Origin of the sequence: Streptomyces sp. NPDC051211, assembly GCF_040689505.1 — a bacterium.
GTDB lineage: Bacteria > Actinomycetota > Actinomycetes > Streptomycetales > Streptomycetaceae > Streptomyces.
In genome coordinates this window covers 67144-89275 of the sequence record NZ_JBFBAV010000019.1, presented here as the reverse complement: position 1 = coordinate 89275, position 22132 = coordinate 67144, and the positions used below count along the sequence as shown (strand labels likewise).

Sequence of the window (22132 nt, the reverse complement as noted above, 5' to 3'; positions counted from 1 at the left end):
GGGAGAATGGGGATCATGCGCACCCTGACTGCTGTCGGCCACCGCGGCGATCCCTACCGGCTCCGGGAGAACACCCTCGACTCGCTCCGCTCCGCGTTCGAGCGCGGAGCGGACGCGGTCGAGATCGACGTACGGCTGACCCGTGACGGGGTGCCGGTCCTGCTGCACGACGAGACGCTGAAGCGGCTGTGGCGGGCGGACGTCCTGCTGGGCACGATGACCGCCGCGCAGCTGCGCGAGCTCACCGGCGGCGGGGTGCCGACCCTGCGCGAGGCCCTGCTCGCGGCCGGGGCCGGCCGGGTCATGATCGATCTGCCGGGGGCGACGGCGGAGGCGGTGCGGACGGTCGTCGGGCAGGTGCGCGAATGCGGGGCCCGCGACCGTACGTACTACTGCGCGGGCCCGACCACGATGCTCGCGGTACGGCTGGCCGACCCGGGCGCGGAGATCGCGCTGACCTGGACCACGCTGAGCCCGCCGCGCCGGATCCTGCTCGACGCGGTGACGCCCCGCTGGCTCAACTACCGCTTCGGCCTGGTGAGCCGCGAGCTGGTGGACGCGCTGCACGCGGACGGGCTGCTGGTGTCGGCCTGGACCGCGGACACCAAGCGGACCATGCGGAAGCTGATCGAGGCCGGGGTGGACTCGATCACCACCAACCGGGTGGACGTGCTGACCGCGGTCCGGGCCGAGTACGGCCGGTGACGGGGACGGGGACGAGCGGGACGGACTACGCGAGGGCCGGGGCCCCGTCCGCGCGCCGGGGCAGCGCCTCCAGCCGCTTGATCATGCGGTGGAGGACGAGCAGCGGGATCACCCCGAACACCCCGAAGGACATGTCGATGACGCTCCACCAGACGGGGATCCCGCGGATCGGCCCGCAGATCAGCGCCAGCGGGATGATGCCGGCGCAGGCGATCATGCCGGCTTCGACGATCCAGATGTTGCGGACCGGGTCCCGGTACACCCCGTAGAAGAAGACCGCGATGACGAGGTGGGCGAAGGCCAGCCAGTCGGTGCCGTAGAGGAGGAAGGGGTAGTCGGCGTCGGCGCGGTCGAGTCCTTCGCGGACCCGGTGGACCCAGTCGTTGTCCACCAGGGAGTCGAGCCAGTGGAGTTCGGTGACCAGGGGGAAGGCGGTGACTCCGCTGAGGACCAGGCAGACCAGGAACAGGACCAGCCAGGCGCGGACACGCCGGAGAAGGGTGCTTCTCTCGCTCATGGCAGCACCCTACGCCGATCTTCTGAACACGTTCAAGACGATTCTCGAACGCGTTCAACATCAGAGGCCGACGATCCCGTTCCAGCGCTTGGCGAAGGACCGGCGTTCCGACGCCGAGATGTCCCGGGCCACCGCGAGCCGCTTGCGCATGTCCTCGTCGGGGAAGATCAGCGGGTTCTCGGCCAGTTCGGCGGTCTCCTCGTCCTCGGAGCCGGCCAGCACCTCGCGGGCGGCCGGGACCGGGCAGACGTAGTTGACCGAGGCGGCGAGTTCGGCGGCGACCTCCGGGTCGTAGTAGTGGTCGACCAGGGCTTCCGCATTGGCCTTGTGCCGGGCCAGGTTGGGGATCAGCAGACTCTCCGCCCAGAGCTCGGCGCCCTCTTCGGGGACCACGAACTCGATGTCGGGGTTGTCCGCCTGGAGTTGGATGGCATCGCCCGAGTAGGCCTGGCAGGCGAGCACGTCGCCCTTGCTCAGGTCGGAGGTGTAGTCATTGCCGGTGAAGCGCCGGACGTGCTTCTTCTTCACCAGCGCCTCCACCTGGTCGCACACCCGGTGGAAGTCGGATTCGGTCCACCGGGTGACGTCCACGCCGTTGCCCTGCATCAGCAGGGCGAAGGACTCGTCCAGCCCGGAGAACAGGGTGACCTTGCCGGCCAGGTCCGGGTGCCACAGGTCCCGGACGGACTTGATCTCGCGGCCCAGCGCCTTGCGGTTGTAGGCGATCCCGGTGATCCCGGACTGCCAGGGGACGGTGTGCAGACGGCCCTCGTCGAAGGCGGGCGAGCGCAGTTGGGGGTCCAGGTGCTCGGCCACGTTGGACTGGGCGGACCGGTCCATCTTCTGCGCCCAGCCCAGGCGGACGAACCGGGCTGCCATCCAGTCGCTGACCACCACCAGGTCATGGCCGGTCTCCTGGCGGTTCATCAGGGCCGGGCTGACCTTGCCGAAGAACTCGTCGTTGTCGTTGATCTCCTCGGTGTAGCGGACGGAGATCCCGGTCCGCCCCGAGAAGGCCTCCAGCGTCGGCCGCTTCGTCTCGTCCTCTTCGTCGGTGTCGATGTAGAGCGGCCAGTTGGCGAAGGCCACGCTCTTGTCCGGGCCGGAGCGGTCCCGGCCGCCGCGCCGGTCCTCCGGGACGTACGCGGCGGGAACCCCGCAGCCGGCGAGGGCGGCCGGCAGGGCCGCGGCACCGAGGCCGCGCAGCACGGCGCGGCGGGAGAAGGCGAGTTCAGGCATGGGGCAAGACTCGGCGAACGCCGAAGGGGCGGGCAATAGACATTCTGTCTACTGCCCGCCCCTTCAGTACCGGGCGATGCCCGAGGCGATGATCGATCAGCCGCCGAGCGAGGTCATCACGTGCTTGATGCGCGTGTAGTCCTCGAAGCCGTAGGCGGAGAGGTCCTTGCCGTAGCCGGACTTCTTGTAGCCGCCGTGCGGCATCTCGGCGACCAGCGGGATGTGGGTGTTGATCCACACGCAGCCGAAGTCGAGGTTCTTGGACATGCGCATCGCGCGGCCGTGGTCCTTGGTCCACACGGAGGAGGCGAGGGCGAACTCGACGCCGTTCGCGTACTCCAGGGCCTGGGCCTCGTCCGTGAAGGACTGCACGGTGATGACCGGGCCGAAGACCTCGTTCTGGATGATCTCGTCGTCCTGCTTGAGGCCGGAGACCACGGTCGGGGCGTAGAAGTAGCCCTTCTCGCCGACCTGGTGGCCGCCCGCCTCGACCTTGGCGTGGGCGGGGAGGCGCTCGATGAAGCCCGCGACCTGCTTGAGCTGGTTCGGGTTGTTCAGCGGGCCGTACAGCACGTCCTCGTCGTCCGGCCGGCCGGTCTTGGTGTCGGCAGCGGCCTTGGCCAGCGCCGCCACGAACTCGTCGTGGATGGACTCGTGGACCAGCACGCGGGTCGCGGCCGTGCAGTCCTGTCCGGCGTTGAAGTAGCCCGCCACCGCGATGTCCTCGACGGCCTTGGCGAGGTCGGCGTCCTCGAAGACCACGACCGGGGCCTTGCCGCCGAGCTCCAGGTGGACGCGCTTGACGTCCTTGGAGGCGCTCTCGGCGACCTGCATGCCGGCCCGGACGGAGCCGGTGATGGAGGCCATCGCCGGTACGGGGTGCTCGACCATCGCCTTGCCGGTCTCGCGGTCACCGCAGATGACGTTGAAGACGCCCTTGGGCAGGATCGAGTCGATGATCTCGGCCATCAGCACGGTGGAGGCCGGGGTGGTGTCCGAGGGCTTGAGCACCACGGTGTTGCCCGCGGCGATGGCCGGCGCGAACTTCCACACGGCCATCATCATCGGGTAGTTCCACGGCGCCACCTGGGCGCAGACGCCGACCGGCTCGCGGCGGATGATCGAGGTCATCCCGTCCATGTACTCGCCGGCCGAGCGGCCCTCCAGCATGCGCGCCGCGCCCGCGAAGAAGCGGATCTGGTCGACCATGGGCGGGAGCTCTTCGCTGGCCGTGAGGCCCAGCGGCTTGCCGGTGTTCTCCGATTCGGCGGCGACGAGCTCGTCCGCGCGCGCCTCGAAGGCGTCCGCGATCTTCAGCAGGGCCTTCTGCCGCTCGGCGGGCGTGGTGTCGCGCCAGCCCGGGAAGGCGGCGGCAGCGGCGGCCATGGCCGCGTCGACATCGGCCTGCCCGGACAGCGGGGCGGTCGCGTAGACCTCGCCGGTGGCGGGGTTGACCACCTCGGTGGTCCGCCCGTCGGCGGCGTCCTTGAACTCTCCGCCGATGTAGTTGCGCAGACGACGCAGTTCGGTGGTCACTACACCCACACTCCTGATCACATGTCCAATGATTGAGACAACCACCCCAGCCTAGCCCGTCAGGTGACGCTTTCGACAGAGCCAGACACGGCCAACTGCGAAATCAGTGAGATTCAGTCTTCGAAACAACGGATTTCATCGAATCCGGGTTGCGGAACAGACGACTCCTCGTGCACAGTGAGGTCGTGGTCAGTCGAAGCGCAGATTCCAGGAACAGACAACCGTCCCCTTCGGTCGATGCTGTGTCCCTGGCGATCATCGAGCAACTGCAGGAGGACGGTCGCCGTCCCTACGCAGCGATCGGCAAGGCCGTGGGCCTCTCCGAGGCAGCCGTGCGCCAGCGCGTGCAGAAGCTGCTCGACCAGGGCGTCATGCAGATCGTCGCCGTCACCGACCCGCTCACCGTGGGCCTGCGGCGCCAGGCCATGGTCGGCATCAACGTCGAGGGAGACCTCGACCCGGTGGCCGACGCACTGACCCAGATGGCCGAGTGCGAGTACGTGGTGATGACCGCGGGCTCGTTCGACCTGATGGTGGAGATCGTCTGCGAGGACGACGACCACCTGCTCGAAACGATCAACAAGAAGATCCGCACGCTCCCCGGCGTGCGATCAACCGAAAGCTTCGTTTACCTGAAGCTGAAGAAGCAGACCTACATGTGGGGAACTCGATAGCCCGTGAGCCAGGACCTCTCCAAAACCGCGTATGACCACCTGTGGATGCACTTCACCCGCATGTCGTCCTACGAGAACGCGCCCGTTCCCACCATCGTGCGTGGTGAGGGCACCTACATCTTCGACGACAAGGGCAAGCGCTACCTCGACGGTCTCGCCGGACTGTTCGTGGTCAACGCCGGTCACGGCCGCAAGGAACTGGCCGAGGTCGCCTACAAGCAGGCCCAGGAACTCGCGTTCTTCCCCGTGTGGTCGTACGCGCACCCCAAGGCCGTCGAGCTCGCCGAGCGCCTCGCGGACTACGCTCCCGGCGACCTGAACAAGGTCTTCTTCACCACCGGTGGCGGCGAGGCCGTCGAGACCGCGTGGAAGCTCGCCAAGCAGTACTTCAAGCTGCAGGGCAAGCACACCAAGTACAAGGTCATCTCGCGCGCGGTCGCCTACCACGGCACCCCGCAGGGCGCCCTGTCCATCACCGGCCTGCCGGCCCTGAAGGCCCCCTTCGAGCCGCTGGTCCCCGGTGCCCACAAGGTGCCGAACACCAACATCTACCGCGCCCCGATCCACGGCGACGACCCGGAGGCCTTCGGCCGCTGGGCCGCCGACCAGATCGAGCAGCAGATCCTCTTCGAGGGCCCCGACACCGTCGCGGCCGTCTTCCTGGAGCCGGTGCAGAACGCCGGCGGCTGCTTCCCGCCGCCGCCCGGGTACTTCCAGCGGGTCCGCGAGATCTGCGACCAGTACGACGTGCTGCTCGTCTCCGACGAGACGATCTGCGCCTTCGGCCGCCTCGGCACGATGTTCGCCTGTGACAAGTTCGGCTACGTGCCCGACATGATCACCTGCGCCAAGGGCATGACCTCGGGCTACTCCCCGATCGGCGCCTGCATCGTCTCGGACCGCATCGCCGAGCCGTTCTACAAGGGCGACAACACCTTCCTGCACGGCTACACCTTCGGTGGCCACCCGGTGTCCTCGGCGGTCGCGATCGCCAACCTCGACATCTTCGACAAGGAAGGCCTGAACCAGCACGTGCTGGACCAGGAGGGCAACTTCTTCAACACCCTGAAGAAGCTGCACGACCTGCCGATCGTCGGCGACGTCCGCGGCAACGGCTTCTTCTACGGCATCGAGCTCGTCAAGGACAAGGCCACCAAGGAGTCCTTCACGGACGAGGAGACCGAGCGCGTGCTCTACGGCTTCCTCTCCAAGGCGCTCTTCGACAACGGCCTGTACTGCCGCGCCGACGACCGCGGTGACCCGGTCATCCAGCTGGCCCCGCCGCTGATCGCCGACCAGGGCACCTTCGACGAGATCGAAGGCATCCTGCGCTCGGTGCTCACCGAGGCGTGGACCAAGCTCTAAGCAGCACGCCGCCGTCCCGGCGCCGCCCACGGCCCGGATCCTCCGTTCGAGTGAGAACGCGGGGGTCCGGGCCGTGTGCTGTCCGCAGCCGAGACGCTCATCTCTTTACATCTCTTTACGGCGCCAGTGACCGATCCGGCTCCGCTTCGTTCCCCCGGACGGAGGTGTACGCCATGGTGGCTCCACCGGACAACGCCCCACCGGATAACGACGTCCTCTGGGCACGGTCCCTGCACTACTCCCACAGCGGTTCACCCGGCCTCATCGGCGTCTCGGTCGGCGTCCGCGTGGGCGAGATCCTCGCCGTGACCGGACCCCGCGGCTGCGGGAAGACCACCCTGCTCCGCTGCATGTCCGGGCAACTGCTGCCCGACCAGGGCGAGGTGTGGTTCAACAGCATGCCCGTGCACACCATGGGCGCCCTGGCCCGGGAACGGCTCCGCCGGGACCGGTTCGGCTGGATCGGCCCCGAGCCGCAGCTGCTGCCCGAACTGACCGTGTGGGAGAACGCCGCCCTGCCGCTCCTGATCTCCGGGGCCTCCCACCGCGCCGCCAAGCACACCGCCCTCGAATGGCTGGACCGGCTCGACATCGGCACCTTCGCCCGCAAGCGGCCGCGCGCCCTGAACCGGGCCGAGTCCCAGCGGGTGGCCCTGGCCCGGGCCCTGGTCAACGAACCCTCGGTGATCTTCGCCGACGAGCCGACCGCCCCCCTGCACCGCGCCGAACGCGCCCAGCTGCTCCGCACCCTGACCACCGCCGCCCGGTCCCACGTCATCACCGTGCTGATCGCCACCCACGACCCCGAGACCGCGGCCGCCGCCGACCGCCGCCTCGCCCTCCTCGACGGCCGCCCCGCCGCAGCCGCGCCCGCCGCCTCCCCGACGGTCCCCGACACCCCGGAGGGCCGCGCCGAGTGCTCGCTCTCCGCCTAGCCCGCGGCTCCCGCCCGGTGGTGCAGCTGCGCCGGCTGCTGGTCGCCGCGGCCTCCGCCGGGACCGGCTTCCTGCTGCTGTACGTCCTCGCGGACGCCGCTGCGACCGCCGGATCGGCCGGATCCGGCGGATCGTTCCCCCGGCTCCTCTGGGCCCTGGTGCCGATCGCCGCCACCGTCCACCTGGCCGTCGCGGTGGCCCGTACCGATCCGGCGACCCGGCCCCGGGACGCGCTGTCCGCGGCCGGGCTGGGACCCGTACGGCTCACCCTGATCGCGGCCGTCTCCACCGCCGTGGCCTGCACCCTGGGCAGCGCCCTCGCCCTCGCCGTCTTCCTGCACCTGCGCGGCGACGTCACCGGACTGCCCTTCGACGGCGCCGGGGCCGCACTGCTGCACGCCGACCGGCCGCTGCCGGTGGCGGCGGCGCTCACCCTGCTGGCCCTGGTGCCGCTGGCCGGATCCACCGCCGCCGCGCTGGCCCTGCGCCCCCGGGCGGCGCGCACCCCGCAGTCCGGCCTGCCCTGGGGGGTGGCCCTCACCGCCTGCGGCCTCGCCGTCGAGGCGTACGCCGGCCGGGGCACGGCCGGGATGCTGGCCGGCTGGTCGCTGACCGCGGCCGGGATGACCCTGGCCGGGCCCGCGCTCGCGTACGGCTGCGGGGCACTGGTGCAGGCCGTCCGGCCCGGCGCCCTGCGGCTGCTCGCCGGACGGGGCCTCCAGGAGGAGGCCGGCCGGGTGGGCGGCCCGCTCGGCCTGCTGTGCGCGGTGGCCGCCGCCGGATTCACCGCGCTGGCCCTGCGCGACCGGGGCGGACTGCCGCTGCCGCTGGGCCCGCTGACCGGACCGGCGGCCGCGCTGGTCGCCGGCTGCGCCGCCGCCACCCTCGTCACCGCCGCCGTCGAGGCCCGGCAGGCCCGTACCGAAAACCGGGAGACCCTGCTGGGCCTGGGCACCCCGGGCCGGGTGCTGCGGACCGCGGCCACCCTGCGGGCCACCGCCCTGCTGGCGGTCTGCGCCCCGCTGAGCTGGGGCGTGGCCCAGCTGACGGCGGCCGCCCTGACGCGCTGAACGGGGTCCGCCGTAGGGTGGCCGGATGGTCCACGCAGACATCGAGATCGAGACGCTCGCCGAATTCGACCAGGTGGTCGCTCGCGGCTCCCTGAGCGGGTACCGGATCCAGTCCGTCAACCTGCTGGAACGTACCTTCGCACTGCTGTCCTCGGACACCACGGCGGCCGTGTTCCTCGGCTGCCCGATGGAGCCGGACGCCGCGGCGAAGGTCCGGGCGGACGGGGCGCTGGTGTTCCCGCCGGTGCCGGACCTGCCGTTCAACCCGTACCGGGGGCTGCTCTACACGCCGGAGGAGCTGTTCTCTTCGCTGGCCTCCGGCTACGAGTCCACCCCGGACGCCCGCGCGTACGTCTGGTTCCAGGAGACCAAGGCGGACGGGGACGTCCTCTCGTCGATGCTGCGGTCCATCCACGACGACGCCATCTCCGACGCCCTGGACGAACACCTGGCGGGCGCCCGGGTGGTGGGCGTGATGGGCGGCCACGCGATGGCCCGCGGCGGCGCGGCCTACCAGGGCGCGGCCGAGCTCGGCCGGGCGCTGTCCCGGTCCGGGCTGACGGTGGCCACCGGCGGCGGTCCCGGCGCCATGGAGGCCGCGAACCTGGGCGCGTACCTGTCCACGATGCCCGACGAGGCACTGCCCGAGGCCATGGAACTCCTCGCCAAGGCACCCTCGTTCACGCCGTCCGTGTCGGAATGGGCGCAGGCCGCCTTCGCGGTGCGGGAGCGCTGGCCGGCCGGCGGCGATTCGGTGGGCATCCCGACCTGGTTCTACGGGCACGAGCCGCCCAACGCGTTCGCCGGCCACATCGCCAAGTACTTCGCGAACGCCACCCGGGAGGACGGCCTGCTGGCCCGGTCGAACGCGGGAGTGGTGTTCCTGCCGGGCGCGGCCGGCACCGTGCAGGAGGTCTTCGACAACGCGACCCCCAACTACTACGGGTCGCGCGGCGAACCGACCCCGATGGTCCTGGTCGACCGGGCCCACTGGACCGAGCGGCTGCCGGTCTGGCCGCTGCTGCGGTCGCTGGCCCAGGGGCGTGCGATGGAACCGCGGATCGCGCTGGTGGACTCGGTGGACGAGGTGCCGCAGGCCCTCGCCGACATGAGCGCCGACATGAGCGCCGACATGAACTGAGACACCTCAGGCAACTTCCGGGCCCGTTCGGACGTCTGGCAGTGGTACCCGCAAAACCTGCCAGACGTGATCGGAGCGCTCAGTGCTCATAGGCCTGCTCACCGCCATCGCGGCGTCCATCTGCTACGGCACGGGGTCCGTGCTGCAAGCCGTGGGCTCCCGCCGGGCCGCCCGCACCACCCCCGGCGCGGCCGGGGTGACCCAGCACGGCGGGCCCAACCTCGCGTCCACCGCGAAGGCCGCGATGACCTGGGAGTTCATCGTCGGCACCATCCTGGACTTCGTCGGCTTCGGGCTGGGCGCGCTGGCGGCCCGGCTGCTCCCGCTGTTCCTCTCGCAGACGGTGATCAGCGCGAACCTGGTGATCACGGCGGTGCTGAGCGTGAAGCTGCTGGGGATCCGGCTGACCCGCAAGGAGTGGACCTCCATCGGGGTGGTCTGTGCCGCGCTGGTGCTGCTCGCCACGGCGGCGGGCCACGAGGGCAGCGGCCACACCCCGGTGTCCACCCACTGGTGGCTGCTGGCCGTGACCGTACTGATCATCGTGGGCGGGACGGTGGCCGTCCGGTTCCTCGGCGGGCGGGCCGCGATCCTCGCCGGTCTGCTGTCCGGTCTGGGGTTCGGCGCCCTGGGCGTCGGGGTGCGCATCCTCGACGGCGTCGACCCGTTCGACCTGGGTGCCCTGCTGTCCGACCCCGCCCTGTACGCCATCCTGATCGCCGGATCCGGCGGCATGTACCTGCACACGGTGGCCCTGCAGATCGGCTCGGTCAACGGGGCGACGGCGGCCCTGGTGGTCGGCGAGACGGTCCTGCCCGGCGCGATCGGCGTCCTGTGGCTGGGCGACGCCTCGCGCGCCGGCCTCGGCTGGCTGGCGGTGCTGGGCTTCCTGCTCGCGGTGGGCGGCGCGGTGGCGGTGGCCTGGTTCGGCAAGCACGAGCCGGAGGCGGCGGCCGCCGCGGAGCCGGCCCCCGAGCCGGTCGGGGTGCGGTAGCGCGTCCCCGGGCCGGCCGGACCCGGGCCGCAGAGGCGCGGACCGGCCGGTGCGACGGCCGTCGGCCGTCGGCCGTACGCGGGGCGGGTCCGCTACTCCGCCGGGAGGAGCACCACGTCCGCCGCCGTGAAGGTGACCGACACGGCGGCACCCACCTCCGGCGCTTCCGCCAGCTCGCACTCGGCCTCAAGCGGCGGGCCCGACTCCGGGCGCAGGGTGACCGCCACATGGGTGCCGCGGAAGGTGCGGGCCTCCACCGTGCAGGGCAGGCCCTCGCCGCCCAGCCGGACGCCCGCCGGGCGGACCAGCAGCCGGCCCTTCCCGTCCGGGGTGCCGGCCGGGACCGGTATCCGGCCCCACGGGGTGTCCGCGGCGCCGGCGGACACAGTGGCCGGTACCACGTTCTCGAAGCCCAGGAAGCGGGCCACGAACTCCGAGGCCGGCCGCTGCCAGACCTCCAGCGGGGAACCCGCCTGGGCGACCCGGCCGTCCCGCATCACCACCACCCGGTCGGCCAAGGCGAAGGCCTCGCCCTGGTCGTGGGTGACGGCCAGCACGGTGGTGCCCAGCCGGGAGAACAGCGCACGCAGTTCGACCACCAGGCGTTCCCGCAGCCCCCGGTCCAGCTGGCCGAGCGGCTCGTCCAGCATGAGCAGCCGGGGCGACGGGGCCAGGGCCCGCGCCAGGGCGACCCGCTGCTGTTCGCCGCCGGACAGCGAGGCCACCGCGCGCCGCTCCGCGCCCGGCAGGCCGACCAGCTGGAGCAGTTCCGCGACCCGGGCGTCCAGGGAGCCCCGGCGGGAGCCCTGCATGCGCAGGCCGAACGCGACGTTCCCGCCCACGTCCCGGTGCGGGAACAGCTGGTGGTCCTGGAACATCAGGCCCACCCCGCGCCGGTGCACGGGCACGCCGGCCTGGTCGGCGCCGCCGAGCCGGACCCGGCCCGCACAGACCTCCTGCAGTCCGGCGATCACCCGCAGCAGGGTGGACTTGCCGCTGCCGCTCGGGCCGAGCACGCACACGATCTCGTGCTCGGCGACGTCGAGGTGCACGGAGTCGACCACGGCACGTTCGCCGAAGCGGACCGATACGTCCTCGAGTTCCAGCATTCCGCGCATCAGAATTCTCCGGAGGTCTTGTCGGGCCGCAGCCGCTCGAGGACGAGCAGGGACACCGCGCACACCAGCATCAGGATGGTGCTCAGCGCCATCGCCTGGCCGTAGTTGAGCTCGCCCGCCCGTCCGAGGAGCCGGGCCACGGCCACCGGCAGGGTCGGCTGGTCGGGCCGGGCGATGAAGACGGTCGCCCCGAACTCGCCGAGCGAGACGGCGAAGGCGAACCCGGCCGCGATCAGCAGGGCCCGGCGGACCAGCGGCAGGTCCACCTCCCGCCAGGCCCGCCAGGGCGAGGCGCCGAGCACCGCCGCGGCCTCCCGCAGCCGGTCGTCGACGGCCCGCAGCACCGGCAGCATGGTCCGCACCACGAAGGGCACGCCGACCAGGGCCTGGGCCAGCGGCACCAGGATCCACGAGGTCCGCAGATCGAACGGCGGCTCGTCCAGGGTGATCAGGAAGCCGAAGCCGACGGTCACCGCAGACACCCCCAGCGGCAGCATCAGCAGCGCGTCGAACCCGCGGACGAAGCGGCCGGCCCGCCGGGTGAGGGCGGCGGCCGCGAGTCCGCCGATGAGCAGGGCGATGGCGGTGGCGGCCAGCGCGTACCGGAGGGAGTTCCAGACCGCCTCCAGCGGGGGCACCAGGAAGGTGCCGGTGGCCCCGGCGTCCTGGAGGGCCCGGTAGAAGCCGAGGCCGTAGCCGCCGGGAGCGTCGAAGGAACGTTCCACCAGGACGCCGAGCGGCAGCACGATCAGCAGCGCCACCGTGACCAGCACCCCGCCGAGCAGCGCCCGCTGGGCGAACCCCCGCGGCCGGTGCGCCGTACCGGACGGGTCGACCAGCCGCAGCGCGGTCTCCCGGCGGCGCACGGTCCAGGCGTGGATGCCGAGGATCGCACCCACCGCGGCGAACTGCACCAGGGTCAGCACGGCCGCCGTCGGCAGGTCCAGCAGCTGCGCGGTCTGCCGGTAGACCTCCACCTCCAGGGTGGCGTACGAGGGTCCGCCGAGGATCAGTACGACGCCGAAGGAGCTGAAGGTGAACAGGAACACCATCAGGCCGGCCGCGGCCACCGCCGGGGCCAGCGCCGGCAGGGTCACCCGCCGCCAGGCCGCGAACCGGCCGGCGCCGAGCACCCGGGCGGCTTCCTCCTGGCGCGGGTCCAGCTGGGCCCACAGCCCGCCGACGGTACGGACGACCACGGCGTAGTTGAAGAACACGTGGGCCAGCAGGATCGCCCAGACGGTGGTGTCCAGCCGGACGCCCCACAGCTCGTCGGTCAGGCCGCCCCGGCCGACCAGGGCGAGGAAGGCGGTGCCGACGACCACGGTCGGCAGCACGAACGGCACGGTGACCACGGCGCGCAGCAGCTGCTTGCCGGGGAACTCGAAGCGCGCGAAGGCGTATGCGCCGGGGAGTGCGATCAGCAGCGTGAGCGCGGTGGACGCGAGCGCCTGCCAAGTGGTGAACCAGAGCACGTCGGCGATGTCGGGCCGGGCGACCACCTCGCCGATCCGGCCGAACTGCCAGCCGGTGTCGGTCTTGAGCCCGCGCCCGACGATGGACGCGACGGGCCAGGCGAAGAACAGCGCGAAGAACGCGAGGGGCACGGCCATCAGGGCCAGCCGGACGGCCGTGCCGTTGCGCTGCTTCACGCTGCTGCCGCGGACTACTTCACGACGAGCGAGGTCCACGCCTTGACCCACTGCTCACGGTTCTCGGCGATGGTGTCCGGGGCGACGGTCTCGGGCTTCTCGATGACCACACCGTGCTTGGTGAAGATCTCCGGCAGCTTCGCGTCCTTGATCACCGGGTTCACGAACATGTTCAGCGGCATGTCCTCCTGGAACCCCTGGCCGATCATGAAGTCCAGCAGGGCCTTGCCGCCCGCCTCGTTCTTGGCGCCCTTCAGCAGCCCGGCGAACTCGATCTGGCGGAAGCAGGTGCCGGTGGAGACACCGGTCGGCGCCTCGGCCGGCTGCGGCTCGGCGTACAGCACCTCGACCGGCGGGCTGGAGGCGTAGGAGACGACCAGCGGCCGGTCGCCCTTGGCCTTCTTGCCGCCCGCGGAACCGGAGAACCGCTCGTTGTAGGCCTGCTCCCAGCCGTCGACGACCTCGACGCCGTTGGCCTTGAGCTTGCTCCAGTAGTCCTCCCAGCCCTTCTCGCCGTACTTGCCGACGGTGGCGAGCATGAAGCCGAGGCCCGGGGAGGAGGTCGCGGCGTTCTCCGTGACCAGGAGGTTCTTGTACTCGGGCTTGATCAGGTCGTCCAGCGTCTGCGGCGGGGCGAGCTTCTTGTCCGCGAAGTACTTCTTGTCGTAGTTGACGCAGATGTCGGCGGTGTCGATCGGGGTGACCCGGTGCTCCGCGTCGAGCCGGTAGGCCTCGCCGACCCCGGCCAGGCCCTTGGCCTCGTACGGGGTGAAGATGCCGTTGTCGAGCGACCGGGACAGCAGGGTGTTGTCGACACCGAAGAAGACGTCGCCGCGGGGCTTGCCCTTGGTGAGGATCTCCTGGTTGAGCGCGGCGCCGGCGTCCCCGCTCTTCACCACCTTGACCTTGTAGCCGGTCTGCTTCTCGAACTCCTTCAGGACCGCGTCGGACGCGTTGAAGGAGTCGTGGCTGACCAGGGTGACGGTCTTCGACTTGGGCTCACCGCTCGCGGCGCCCTTGTCCTTGGCGTCGCCGCCGCACGCGGCCAGCGTGCTGACGCCCAGCGCCGCTGCGAGCGCGGTACCCGCGATCTTCTTGGTGGTGCTCACGGAACATTTCCTCCTGGGATGACCAGGAGAAGACGCGGCCCCGCCCGGGCGCTCTGGATCGAGCGGGGCACCCGGGCAGGGCGCAACAGCTTGAGGTGTTGACCGAACTTCCTACCCGGAATGACCCGGGCGAGGTTCAGAGGGTCTGCGGCCTGACGGGTGCCGCACTCTCAGCGCTGTGGCGCTCCCCTGTCGGAATATGCAGATGTACGGGGGCCAGCCTACCGCTCGCTGGCGGCGAGCTGGCCGCAGGCGCCGTCGATCTCCTGGCCGCGGGTGTCACGGACGGTCACCGGCACGCCGTGGTTGGCGATGGCCTGGACGAACGCGCGCTCGTCCTCGGGACGGGAGGCGGTCCACTTGGAACCCGGGGTCGGGTTCAGCGGGATCAGGTTGACGTGCACCCGCTTGCCCTTGAGTAGCCGGCCCAGCAGGTCGCCGCGCCAGGCCTGGTCGTTGATGTCGCGGATCAGCGCGTACTCGATGGAGATGCGGCGGCCGGACTTCTCGGCGTACTCCCAGGCCGCGTCCAGCACCTCGCGGACCTTCCAGCGGGTGTTCACCGGTACCAGGGTGTCGCGCAGCTCGTCGTCCGGGGCGTGCAGCGACACGGCGAGCCGGCACTTGAAGCCCTCGTCGGCGAACCGGAGCATGGCCGGGACCAGGCCGACGGTGGAGACGGTGATGCCGCGCTGGGACAGGCCCAGGCCGTCGGGCTCCGGGTCGGTCAGCCGGCGGATGGCGCCGACCACCCGCTTGTAGTTGGCGAGCGGCTCGCCCATGCCCATGAAGACGATGTTGGAGAGGCGGGCCGGGCCGCCGGGGACCTCGCCGTCGCGCAGGGCGCGCATGCCGTCGACGATCTGGTGGACGATCTCGGCGGTGGACAGGTTGCGGTCCAGGCCGGCCTGGCCGGTGGCGCAGAACGGGCAGTTCATGCCGCAGCCGGCCTGCGAGGAGATGCACATGGTGACCCGGTCGGGGTAGCGCATCAGGACGGACTCCACGAGGGTGCCGTCGTGGAGCTTCCACAGGGTCTTGCGGGTGGTGTCGTCGTCGCAGGAGATGTGCCGGATCACGGTCATCAGCTCGGGCAGCAGCTCGTCGCGGAGCTTCTCGCGGGCCGCGGCCGGGATGTCGGTCCACTCGGCCGGGTCGTGCGCGTACCGGGCGAAGTAGTGCTGGGAGAGCTGCTTGGCCCGGAAGGGCTTCTCCCCGATCGCGGCGACCGCCTCACGCCGCTCGGCGGGGGTCAGGTCGGCCAGGTGCCGCGGTGGCTTCTTCGCCCCGCGGGGCGCGACGAAGGTGAGCTCACCGGGAGCGGGGCGGGCCATGGCAGGTACTCCTCTAAGACGAAAGGCGCGCTGCACCGGCAGCGCGCCCTTCCAGAGTAACGGTTGGGCCCCGTACGGGCCCCTCGCAGCGGTACGGCGTGATCAGCCGGTGCCCACGAAGGCCGCCAGCAGCAGCCAGACCACCGGGGCCGTCGGCAGCAGCGAGTCCAGCCGGTCCATGATGCCGCCGTGGCCGGGGAGCAGGGTGCCCATGTCCTTGATGCCCAGGTCCCGCTTGATCATCGACTCGCCCAGGTCGCCCAGGGTGGCGCTGACGGCGACCACCAGACCCAGGAGCAGGCCCTGCCACCAGGAGCCGTCGTCGATCAGGAACTCCATGCACAGCGCGCCGGCCGCCATCGCGAAGGCCATCGCACCGAACAGGCCCTCGCGGGTCTTGCCGGGGCTGATCCGCGGGGCCAGCTTGTGCTTGCCGAAGCGCCAGCCCACCGCATACGCGCCGGTGTCGCTGACCACCGTGAGCACCAGGAAGGTGATCACCCGCTGCGGGCCGTCGTCGGCGGCCAGCAGCATCGCGACGAAGGTGGCGAGGAACGGCACGTAGAAGGCCGCGAAGACCCCCGCCGTGACGTCCTTGAGGTAGTCCTCGGGCGGTTCCGTCATCCGCCACACCAGCACCGCCAGCGCGGTCAGCGCCATCGCGACCCAGGCGCCCTCGGCGCCCCGGACGTACCCGGCGATGACCATGGCGGCGCCGCCGACCGCGAGCGGCACCAGCGGTGCCTTGATGCCCTTGCGTTCCTGCAGCCGGGAGGTCAGCTCCCACAGGCCGACGACCACGGCGACGGCGATGACGCCGACGAAGACGGCCTTGACGATCAGCAGCGAGGCGAAGATGACGGCGCCGAGGCCGACACCGACCCCTATGGCTGCACGCAGGTCACGCCCGGCGCGCTTCTTCGGCGGCGGCGAGGCGTCCTGCGGGGCCTGCGGGGGTGGCGTGGGCATGGGCTCCTGCGGCGGCATGTCGGCGCGGAACGGGGGGCCGCCCGCGAGGGCGGCCCCCCGATCATATGCGGGACCTGCCGGAACCGGCTCCGCCTCCCAGGGAGAGTCGTTCATCAGACCTCGAGGAGCTCGGCTTCCTTGTGCTTGAGCAGCTCGTCCACCTGCGCGACGTACTTCGCGGTGGTGTCGTCGAGCTCCTTCTCCGCGCGGCGCACCTCGTCCTCGCCGGACTCCTTGTCCTTGACGAGCTTGTCGAGGGCGTCCTTCGCCTTGCGGCGGATGGAGCGGATGGAGACCTTGGAGTCCTCGGCCTTGGTGCGCGCGACCTTGATGTACTCCTTGCGGCGGTCCTGCGTCAGCTCCGGGAAGGTCACCCGGATGATATTGCCGTCGTTGCTGGGGTTGACGCCCAGGTCGGAGTCGCGGATGGCCTGCTCGATGTTGCGCAGGGCGCTCTTGTCGAACGGGGTGACGATCGCCATGCGCGGCTCGGGCACCGAGAACGAGGCGAGCTGGTTGATGGGCGTGATGGCGCCGTAGTAGTCCGCCACGATCTTGTTGAACATCGCCGGGTGCGCACGGCCGGTGCGGATCGCGGCGAAGTCCTCCTTGGCCACCACGACGGCCTTCTCCATCTTCTCCTCGGCCTCGAGGAGGATTTCTTCGATCACCACGTGCTCCTGCATGTCAGATATGGATGGTTCGGGCGGGCGGCGGGCCGTCGGCCGGCCGGCAGAGCGCTCAGGCCCGGGTGCCCTGGTCACTCACCAGCGTGCCGATCTTCTCACCCTTGACCGCGCGGGCGATATTGCCCTCGGTCAGCAGCTCGAAGACGAGGATCGGCAGCTTGTTGTCGCGGCACAGCGTGATGGCGGTGGCGTCGGCGACCTTGAGGTCGCGGGAGAGCACCTCGCCGTACTCGAGCGCATCGAACTTCACGGCGTCCGGGTTGGTCTTCGGGTCGGAGTCGTAGACCCCGTCCACGCCGTTCTTGCCCATGAGCAGGGCCTCGGCGTCGATCTCCAGCGCGCGCTGGGCGGCGGTGGTGTCGGTGGAGAAGTACGGCATGCCCATACCCGCGCCGAAGATCACGACGCGGCCCTTCTCCAGGTGCCGTACGGCCCGCAGCGGGATGTACGGCTCCGCGACCTGGCCCATGGTGATGGCGGTCTGGACGCGGGAGTCGATGCCCTCCTTCTCCAGGAAGTCCTGGAGGGCGAGGCAGTTCATGACGGTGCCGAGCATGCCCATGTAGTCGGAGCGGGCCCGGTCCATGCCGCGCTGCTGCAGCTCGGCGCCGCGGAAGAAGTTGCCGCCGCCGATGACCACGGCGATCTCCGCGCCGTCGCGGACCACCGCGGCGATCTCGCGCGCGATGGCGTGGACGACGTCGGGGTCTACGCCCAGCCCGCCGCCGCCGGAGAAGGCCTCGCCGGACAGCTTCAGCATGAAGCGGCGGCCCTTCTTGTCGTGGTCGCTCTTGTCGTCGGAAGCGGTGTGGGGGTCCACGCCCTGATTCATGGAGATCTCCTCGTGCACATACGAAGAAGGCCATTGCCGGTGGGTCCTTGCGGTTCCCTCTACGGCAATGGCCTCCTCGTCAGATCTGCGGTCGTCCTGCGCGAGCGCGGACGACTGCCTCAGACCCTACCGGGGTCCGGTGTCCGTCGTGTACGGACGGACTCAGATGCCGACCTTGATGCGGGTGAACCGCTTCAGGGTGACGCCGGCCTCGTCCAGGATCTGCTGGACGGACTTCTTGTTGTCCAGCGCGTACGGCTGGCCCAGCAGGGTGGCGTCCTTGAAGAACGCGTTGACGCGGCCCTCGACGATCTTCGGGAGCGCGGCCTCGGGCTTGCCCTCGGCGCGGGTGGTCTCCTCGGCGACGCGACGCTCGGACTCGATGACCTCGGCCGGGACGTCCTCACGGGTGAGGTACTTCGGCGCGAAGGCGGCGATGTGCTGCGCGATGCCGCGGACGACGTCGCTCTCCTTGTCGAGCTCGACCAGCACACCGATCTGCGGCGGCAGGTCGGGGTTGGTGCGGTGCATGTACGCGTGGACGAAACCGTCCTTGTACTGCACGAAGCGGTCCAGGACGATCTTCTCGCCGAGGTTGGCGTTGGCCTCGTCCACGAACGCCTGCACGGTCTTGCCGGCCTCGATCTCGGAGGCGAGCAGGGCCGCGATGTCCGCCGGAGAGGTGGCGGCGACGTGCTCGGCGATCGCGTTGGCGACGGCCTGGAACTTCTCGCCCTTGGCGACGAAGTCCGTCTCGCACTTCAGCTCGACGAGCACGCCGGAGGTCTTGTCCTCGGCGATGACGGAGACGACGGCACCGTTCTCGGCAGAACGGCCCTCGCGCTTGGCGACGCCCTTCTGGCCCTTGATGCGCAGCGCCTCGACGGCCTTGTCGACGTTGCCCTCGGACTCGTCCAGAGCCTTCTTGCAGTCCATCATGCCGGCGCCGGTGAGCTCGCGGAGCTTCTTGACGTCAGCGGCGGTGTAGTTCGCCATGAGTCTGTGATTCTCTCTCGAAGTCGTAGATCTACGGGTGAACGGCGGGGGCCGGTGCTTGGTTCGCACCGTCCCCCGTCGTCATCGTCCGTGCTGCGAGTGCCCTGGGAGTGAACTCAGGGCGCTCTCAGTGGGTCAGGCCTGCTCGGCGTCCGCGGCCGGAGCCTCGGCGGCGGGCGCCTCGGCGGCGACCTCGGCCTCGGCGGCGGGGGCCTCGTCGGCAGCCTCGGCGGCGACGGGGGCCTCGTCGGCCTTCTTGTCACCCTCGAGCAGGTCGCGCTCCCACTCGGCGAGCGGCTCGGCGGCGGCCTTCTCGCCCGGCTTCGAGTCACCGGTCGCAGCGCCGGAGCGGGCGATGAGGCCCTCGGCGACGGCGTCGGCGATCACGCGGGTGAGCAGGGTGACGGAGCGGATCGCGTCGTCGTTGCCCGGGATCTTGTAGTCGACCTCGTCGGGGTCGCAGTTGGTGTCGAGGATCGCGACGACCGGGATGTGGAGCTTGCGCGCCTCACCGACGGCGATGTGCTCCTTCTTGGTGTCGACGATCCAGACGGCGCTGGGCACCTTCGACATCTCGCGGATACCACCGAGGGTCTTCTCCAGCTTGGCCTTCTCGCGGGAGAGGACCAGGAGCTCCTTCTTGGTGAGGCCGGAGGCGGCCACGTCCTCGAAGTCGATCGCCTCGAGCTCCTTCAGACGCTGAAGGCGCTTGTAGACGGTGGAGAAGTTGGTGAGCATGCCGCCCAGCCAGCGCTGGTTGACGTAGGGCATGCCGACGCGGGTCGCCTGCTCGGCGATCGCCTCCTGCGCCTGCTTCTTGGTGCCGACGAACATGATGGAACCGCCGTGGGCGACGGTCTCCTTGACGAACTCGTAGGCGCGGTCGATGTACGACAGCGACTGGAGCAGGTCGATGATGTAGATGCCGTTGCGCTCGGTGAAGATGAAGCGCTTCATCTTCGGGTTCCAGCGACGGGTCTGGTGACCGAAGTGGACGCCGCTTTCCAGCAGCTCCCGCATCGTGACGACGGCCATGGCCGTATCTCCTTGAAATCTCGGTTGCATCCTGACGCCCCCGCGCGTCCTGCCCCCGGGAAGGGGACCGAGGGACGCTTTCACCAGTGCCGTTTCGGGCCGGTGCTGGGGCGTGCGAAGTCGACCCGGTGACCCGGATCGCCACAAGAAGTGTACGGGACCCGTGGACGTGCCGGGTGACGCCCCTGTCCACATCGGCCCGGTCGTCCACAGGCCGGGGCGCGGGAGCCCGTCCCCGCGGGACGCTGCCGCCATGACCGGACTGTTGACGACCCTGCCGAGCCTGCCGCTCGCCCTGCCGTTCGCCCTGCCGTGGACCCTGCTGCTGGCCGCCCTGTTCGGGGCGCCTGCGCCGGACCCGGGGCCGCCCGCCCATGCCCGCCCGCTGCCCGCGCCGCTTCGGGTGGTGCGCTGGTGGGATCCGCCGCCCACGCCGTACGCGGCGGGGCACCGCGGGGTGGACCTGGCGGCCCCGGTGGGGGCCGAGGTGCGGGCGGTCGGCCCCGGCCGGGTGCATTACGCCGGACAGGTGGCGGGCCGCGGCGTGCTCTCCCTCACCCTCCCGGGTGGCCTGCGCACCACGTTCGAACCGGTCAGGCCGCTGGTGGCCGCGGGTGAGCCCGTCCGGGCCGGGCAGCCGGTGGCGGTGCTGACCGCGGGCAGCCACTGCCCGGTGTCCTGCCTGCACTGGGGGCTGCTGGCGGGCGAGGCCTACCGGAACCCGCTGGAGCTGGTCCCCCGCCGGGCGCCGCGGCTGCTGCCGCTCTCCGGGACGTCAGCCCCGGACGCCCCGCAGCACCATGGCCACGGCGGCCTCGGTGACCTCGGCGGGGTCCTCGGCGGCACCCAGTTCGATCCGGCGCACCGCGGCGTCGACCACGCCCTGCAGCAGCATCGCCGCGAGCCGGGGCTGGGCGTGCCCCATGGCTCCCAGCGCTTCCACGATCATCGCGACGAGCCCGCCGTGCGCCGCGCGGATCTTCTCCCGCGCACCGGCGTCCAGCTCGCTCGCCGAGATCGCCACCACGGCGCGGTGCCGCCGGTCCCCCACCAGGGACAGCTGCTGCCGCACATAGGCCTCGATCTTCGCCTCGGGGGTGTCCGCCGCCTCCATGGCCGCCTCGATCTCCGCCGCCCACAGCGGGAAGTCGACGGCGCAGAGCTCTTCGACGACGGCCGCGCGGGAGCGGAAGTACTCGTAGACGGAGGAGCGGGCCAGCCCGGTCCGCTCGGCGAGGGCGGGGAAGGTCAGCGCTTCCGTCCCGCCCTCCGACAGCAGGGAACGCGCGGCGTCCAGCAGGGCGCCGCGCTGCATCGTCCGGTGCTCGGCCACCGAGGCCGCTCGAATCCTGGGCACGCCACCACTCTACGGAGGTGCCGCAAGGTCAGCGGCCGACATCCGCCAGCTTGGCCCGCAGCTGAAGCACCGACTTGGTGTGGATCTGGCTGACGCGGCTCTCGGTGACGCCCAGCACGTGACCGATCTCGGCCAGCGTGAGCCCCTCGTAGTAGTAGAGGGTGACCACCGTCTTCTCCCGCTCGGGCAGGGTGTTGATAGCCCGGGCCAGCAGCCGGCGCAGCTCCCGGTCCTCCGCCACCTCCACCGGGTTGTCGGCGGCGGTGTCCTCCAGGGTGTCCATGAGCGAGAGCCGGTCGCCGCCCTCGCCGCCGACGTGCAGCAGCTCCTCCAGGGCGACCACGTTCGCCAGCGACAACTGGCTGAACACCGCGTGGAGTTCCTCCACCGCGATGCCCATCTCGGCGGCCACCTCGACCTCGGTCGGGGTGCGCCTGAGCTGCGCTTCCAGGGTGGCGTAGGCCCGTTCCACGGCGCGCGCCTTCTGGCGTACGGACCGCGGGATCCAGTCCAGGGCCCGCAGTTCGTCGATCATCGCGCCGCGGATCCGGGTGATGGCGTAGGTCTCGAACTTGATGGAGCGTTCGATGTCGAACTTCTCGATGGCGTCGATCAGCCCGAACACCCCGGAGGAGACGAAGTCCGCCTGCTCGACGTTGGGCGGCAGGCCCACGCTGACCCGGCCGGCCACGTACTTCACCAGCGGCGAGTAGTGCAGGATCAGCTGCTCCCGCAGCCGCTCGTCCCCCGAGTCCTTGTACGAGCGCCACAGCGCGTCCAGGGACGAGGGCGCGGTGGACCGCACGCTGCTGCGGGCAGCGGGGGGTGCCGCGGCGCGGTCAGACCCTGAGGTGTGCTGGGGCAT

21 protein-coding genes, 1 pseudogene and 1 riboswitch are annotated in these 22132 nt (G+C 71.0%); of the genes and pseudogenes, 8 read left to right on the top strand and 14 right to left on the bottom strand.

The annotated features are described in order from the left end of the window. Positions 1 to 6: 6 nt before the first annotated feature. Positions 7 to 705, top strand: coding sequence for a glycerophosphodiester phosphodiesterase (locus AB0447_RS20335; protein WP_366478072.1), 699 nt, complete (start codon positions 7 to 9; stop codon positions 703 to 705). Between the two features lie 25 nt (positions 706 to 730). On the opposite strand, the gene AB0447_RS20330 is transcribed toward AB0447_RS20335, so the two are convergent. From AB0447_RS20330 to AB0447_RS20320, 3 genes are all read right to left on the bottom strand, one after another. Further along, positions 731 to 1222: a hypothetical protein gene (locus AB0447_RS20330; RefSeq protein WP_366478071.1), complete on the bottom strand. Its 492-nt coding sequence runs from the start codon at positions 1220 to 1222 to the stop codon at positions 731 to 733. A gap of 60 nt (positions 1223 to 1282) precedes the next feature. Further along, complete coding sequence (locus tag AB0447_RS20325) at positions 1283 to 2461, bottom strand: spermidine/putrescine ABC transporter substrate-binding protein (RefSeq protein WP_366478070.1); 1179 nt, start codon at positions 2459 to 2461, stop codon at positions 1283 to 1285. A gap of 96 nt (positions 2462 to 2557) precedes the next feature. Continuing rightward, positions 2558 to 3997, bottom strand: a complete 1440-nt coding sequence (locus tag AB0447_RS20320; RefSeq protein ID WP_366478069.1) for a gamma-aminobutyraldehyde dehydrogenase — start codon at positions 3995 to 3997, stop codon at positions 2558 to 2560. A 170-nt stretch (positions 3998 to 4167) separates the two neighbouring features. Here AB0447_RS20320 and AB0447_RS20315 point away from each other — a divergent pair, with 170 nt between their 5' ends. The 6 genes from AB0447_RS20315 (at position 4168) to AB0447_RS20290 (ending at position 10176) form a co-directional block, all read left to right on the top strand. Beyond that, a complete protein-coding gene (locus AB0447_RS20315; RefSeq protein WP_366478068.1) occupies positions 4168 to 4671 on the top strand; it encodes an Lrp/AsnC family transcriptional regulator in 504 nt (167 codons plus the stop codon). 3 nt (positions 4672 to 4674) lie between these two features. Continuing rightward, positions 4675 to 6036 (top strand): aspartate aminotransferase family protein, encoded by a 1362-nt coding sequence (locus AB0447_RS20310; RefSeq protein ID WP_366478067.1) that lies wholly within the window; start codon positions 4675 to 4677, stop codon positions 6034 to 6036. A 164-nt stretch (positions 6037 to 6200) separates the two neighbouring features. Further along, positions 6201 to 6971: an ATP-binding cassette domain-containing protein gene (locus tag AB0447_RS20305; protein WP_366478066.1), complete on the top strand. Its 771-nt coding sequence runs from the start codon at positions 6201 to 6203 to the stop codon at positions 6969 to 6971. Beyond that, a complete protein-coding gene (locus AB0447_RS20300; RefSeq protein WP_366478065.1) occupies positions 6953 to 8041 on the top strand; it encodes a hypothetical protein in 1089 nt (362 codons plus the stop codon). The genes AB0447_RS20305 and AB0447_RS20300 overlap by 19 nt, the downstream gene beginning before the upstream one ends. Positions 8042 to 8066: 25 nt before the next feature. Then, positions 8067 to 9182 (top strand): LOG family protein, encoded by a 1116-nt coding sequence (locus tag AB0447_RS20295; RefSeq protein ID WP_366478064.1) that lies wholly within the window; start codon positions 8067 to 8069, stop codon positions 9180 to 9182. A gap of 82 nt (positions 9183 to 9264) precedes the next feature. Further along, positions 9265 to 10176 (top strand): hypothetical protein, encoded by a 912-nt coding sequence (locus tag AB0447_RS20290; protein ID WP_366478063.1) that lies wholly within the window; start codon positions 9265 to 9267, stop codon positions 10174 to 10176. A gap of 92 nt (positions 10177 to 10268) precedes the next feature. Here AB0447_RS20290 and AB0447_RS20285 read toward each other — a convergent pair whose 3' ends face one another. The 9 genes from AB0447_RS20285 to rpsB all read right to left on the bottom strand — a co-directional run bounded on the left by AB0447_RS20285 (position 10269) and on the right by rpsB (position 19910). After that, on the bottom strand, positions 10269 to 11285 hold the full coding sequence (locus AB0447_RS20285) for an ABC transporter ATP-binding protein (protein ID WP_366478104.1): 1017 nt from the start codon (positions 11283 to 11285) through the stop codon (positions 10269 to 10271). An 8-nt stretch (positions 11286 to 11293) separates the two neighbouring features. Continuing rightward, positions 11294 to 12907, bottom strand: coding sequence for an iron ABC transporter permease (locus AB0447_RS20280; protein ID WP_366478103.1), 1614 nt, complete (start codon positions 12905 to 12907; stop codon positions 11294 to 11296). Positions 12908 to 12960: 53 nt separating this feature from the next. Further along, positions 12961 to 14055: a thiamine ABC transporter substrate-binding protein gene (locus AB0447_RS20275; protein ID WP_366478062.1), complete on the bottom strand. Its 1095-nt coding sequence runs from the start codon at positions 14053 to 14055 to the stop codon at positions 12961 to 12963. Positions 14056 to 14145: 90 nt separating this feature from the next. Beyond that, a riboswitch (TPP riboswitch) is annotated at positions 14146 to 14256 on the bottom strand. 20 nt (positions 14257 to 14276) lie between these two features. After that, entirely contained in the window at positions 14277 to 15389 is a 1113-nt protein-coding gene (gene rlmN / locus AB0447_RS20270) for a 23S rRNA (adenine(2503)-C(2))-methyltransferase RlmN (RefSeq protein ID WP_366478061.1), read from the bottom strand. 102 nt (positions 15390 to 15491) lie between these two features. Further along, positions 15492 to 16472 carry a phosphatidate cytidylyltransferase gene (locus AB0447_RS20265; RefSeq protein WP_366478060.1) on the bottom strand — a complete coding sequence of 327 codons (981 nt, stop codon included), beginning with the start codon at positions 16470 to 16472 and terminating at the stop codon, positions 15492 to 15494. Next, positions 16472 to 17029, bottom strand: a complete 558-nt coding sequence (gene frr, locus AB0447_RS20260; RefSeq protein ID WP_030298420.1) for a ribosome recycling factor — start codon at positions 17027 to 17029, stop codon at positions 16472 to 16474. Before frr ends, AB0447_RS20265 begins: the two co-directional genes overlap by 1 nt. A 70-nt stretch (positions 17030 to 17099) precedes the next feature. Then, complete coding sequence (gene pyrH / locus AB0447_RS20255) at positions 17100 to 17879, bottom strand: UMP kinase (protein WP_150207110.1); 780 nt, start codon at positions 17877 to 17879, stop codon at positions 17100 to 17102. 162 nt (positions 17880 to 18041) lie between these two features. Next, positions 18042 to 18875: a translation elongation factor Ts gene (tsf, locus tag AB0447_RS20250; RefSeq protein WP_366478059.1), complete on the bottom strand. Its 834-nt coding sequence runs from the start codon at positions 18873 to 18875 to the stop codon at positions 18042 to 18044. 135 nt (positions 18876 to 19010) lie between these two features. Next, a complete protein-coding gene (gene rpsB / locus AB0447_RS20245) occupies positions 19011 to 19910 on the bottom strand; it encodes a 30S ribosomal protein S2 (RefSeq protein WP_366478058.1) in 900 nt (299 codons plus the stop codon). 253 nt (positions 19911 to 20163) lie between these two features. Between rpsB and AB0447_RS20240 the strand changes: the two are divergent. Continuing rightward, a pseudogene (locus AB0447_RS20240) lies at positions 20164 to 20622 on the top strand (M23 family metallopeptidase); the annotation flags it as partial. 63 nt (positions 20623 to 20685) lie between these two features. Here AB0447_RS20240 and AB0447_RS20235 read toward each other — a convergent pair. Next, positions 20686 to 21225, bottom strand: coding sequence for a helix-turn-helix domain-containing protein (locus AB0447_RS20235; RefSeq protein WP_366478102.1), 540 nt, complete (start codon positions 21223 to 21225; stop codon positions 20686 to 20688). Positions 21226 to 21295: 70 nt separating this feature from the next. Next, a complete protein-coding gene (whiG, locus tag AB0447_RS20230; protein WP_366478057.1) occupies positions 21296 to 22132 on the bottom strand; it encodes an RNA polymerase sigma factor WhiG in 837 nt (278 codons plus the stop codon).

Bases quoted from the DNA above. Each gene is read 5' to 3' on its own strand.
- AB0447_RS20335 (WP_366478072.1), top strand. From the start codon at position 7: ATGGGGATCATGCGCACCCTGACTGCTGTCGGCCACCGCGGCGATCCC.
- AB0447_RS20330 (WP_366478071.1), bottom strand. From the start codon at position 1,222: ATGAGCGAGAGAAGCACCCTTCTCCGGCGTGTCCGCGCCTGGCTGGTC.
- AB0447_RS20325 (WP_366478070.1), bottom strand. From the start codon at position 2,461: ATGCCTGAACTCGCCTTCTCCCGCCGCGCCGTGCTGCGCGGCCTCGGT.
- AB0447_RS20295 (WP_366478064.1), top strand. From the start codon at position 8,067: ATGGTCCACGCAGACATCGAGATCGAGACGCTCGCCGAATTCGACCAG.
- AB0447_RS20285 (WP_366478104.1), bottom strand. From the start codon at position 11,285: ATGCTGGAACTCGAGGACGTATCGGTCCGCTTCGGCGAACGTGCCGTG.
- AB0447_RS20280 (WP_366478103.1), bottom strand. From the start codon at position 12,907: ATGGCCGTGCCCCTCGCGTTCTTCGCGCTGTTCTTCGCCTGGCCCGTC.
- rlmN (WP_366478061.1), bottom strand. From the start codon at position 15,389: ATGGCCCGCCCCGCTCCCGGTGAGCTCACCTTCGTCGCGCCCCGCGGG.
- AB0447_RS20265 (WP_366478060.1), bottom strand. From the start codon at position 16,472: ATGAACGACTCTCCCTGGGAGGCGGAGCCGGTTCCGGCAGGTCCCGCA.
- pyrH (WP_150207110.1), bottom strand. From the start codon at position 17,879: ATGAATCAGGGCGTGGACCCCCACACCGCTTCCGACGACAAGAGCGAC.
- tsf (WP_366478059.1), bottom strand. From the start codon at position 18,875: ATGGCGAACTACACCGCCGCTGACGTCAAGAAGCTCCGCGAGCTCACC.
- rpsB (WP_366478058.1), bottom strand. From the start codon at position 19,910: ATGGCCGTCGTCACGATGCGGGAGCTGCTGGAAAGCGGCGTCCACTTC.
- AB0447_RS20235 (WP_366478102.1), bottom strand. From the start codon at position 21,225: ATGCAGCGCGGCGCCCTGCTGGACGCCGCGCGTTCCCTGCTGTCGGAG.
- whiG (WP_366478057.1), bottom strand. From the start codon at position 22,132: ATGCCCCAGCACACCTCAGGGTCTGACCGCGCCGCGGCACCCCCCGCT.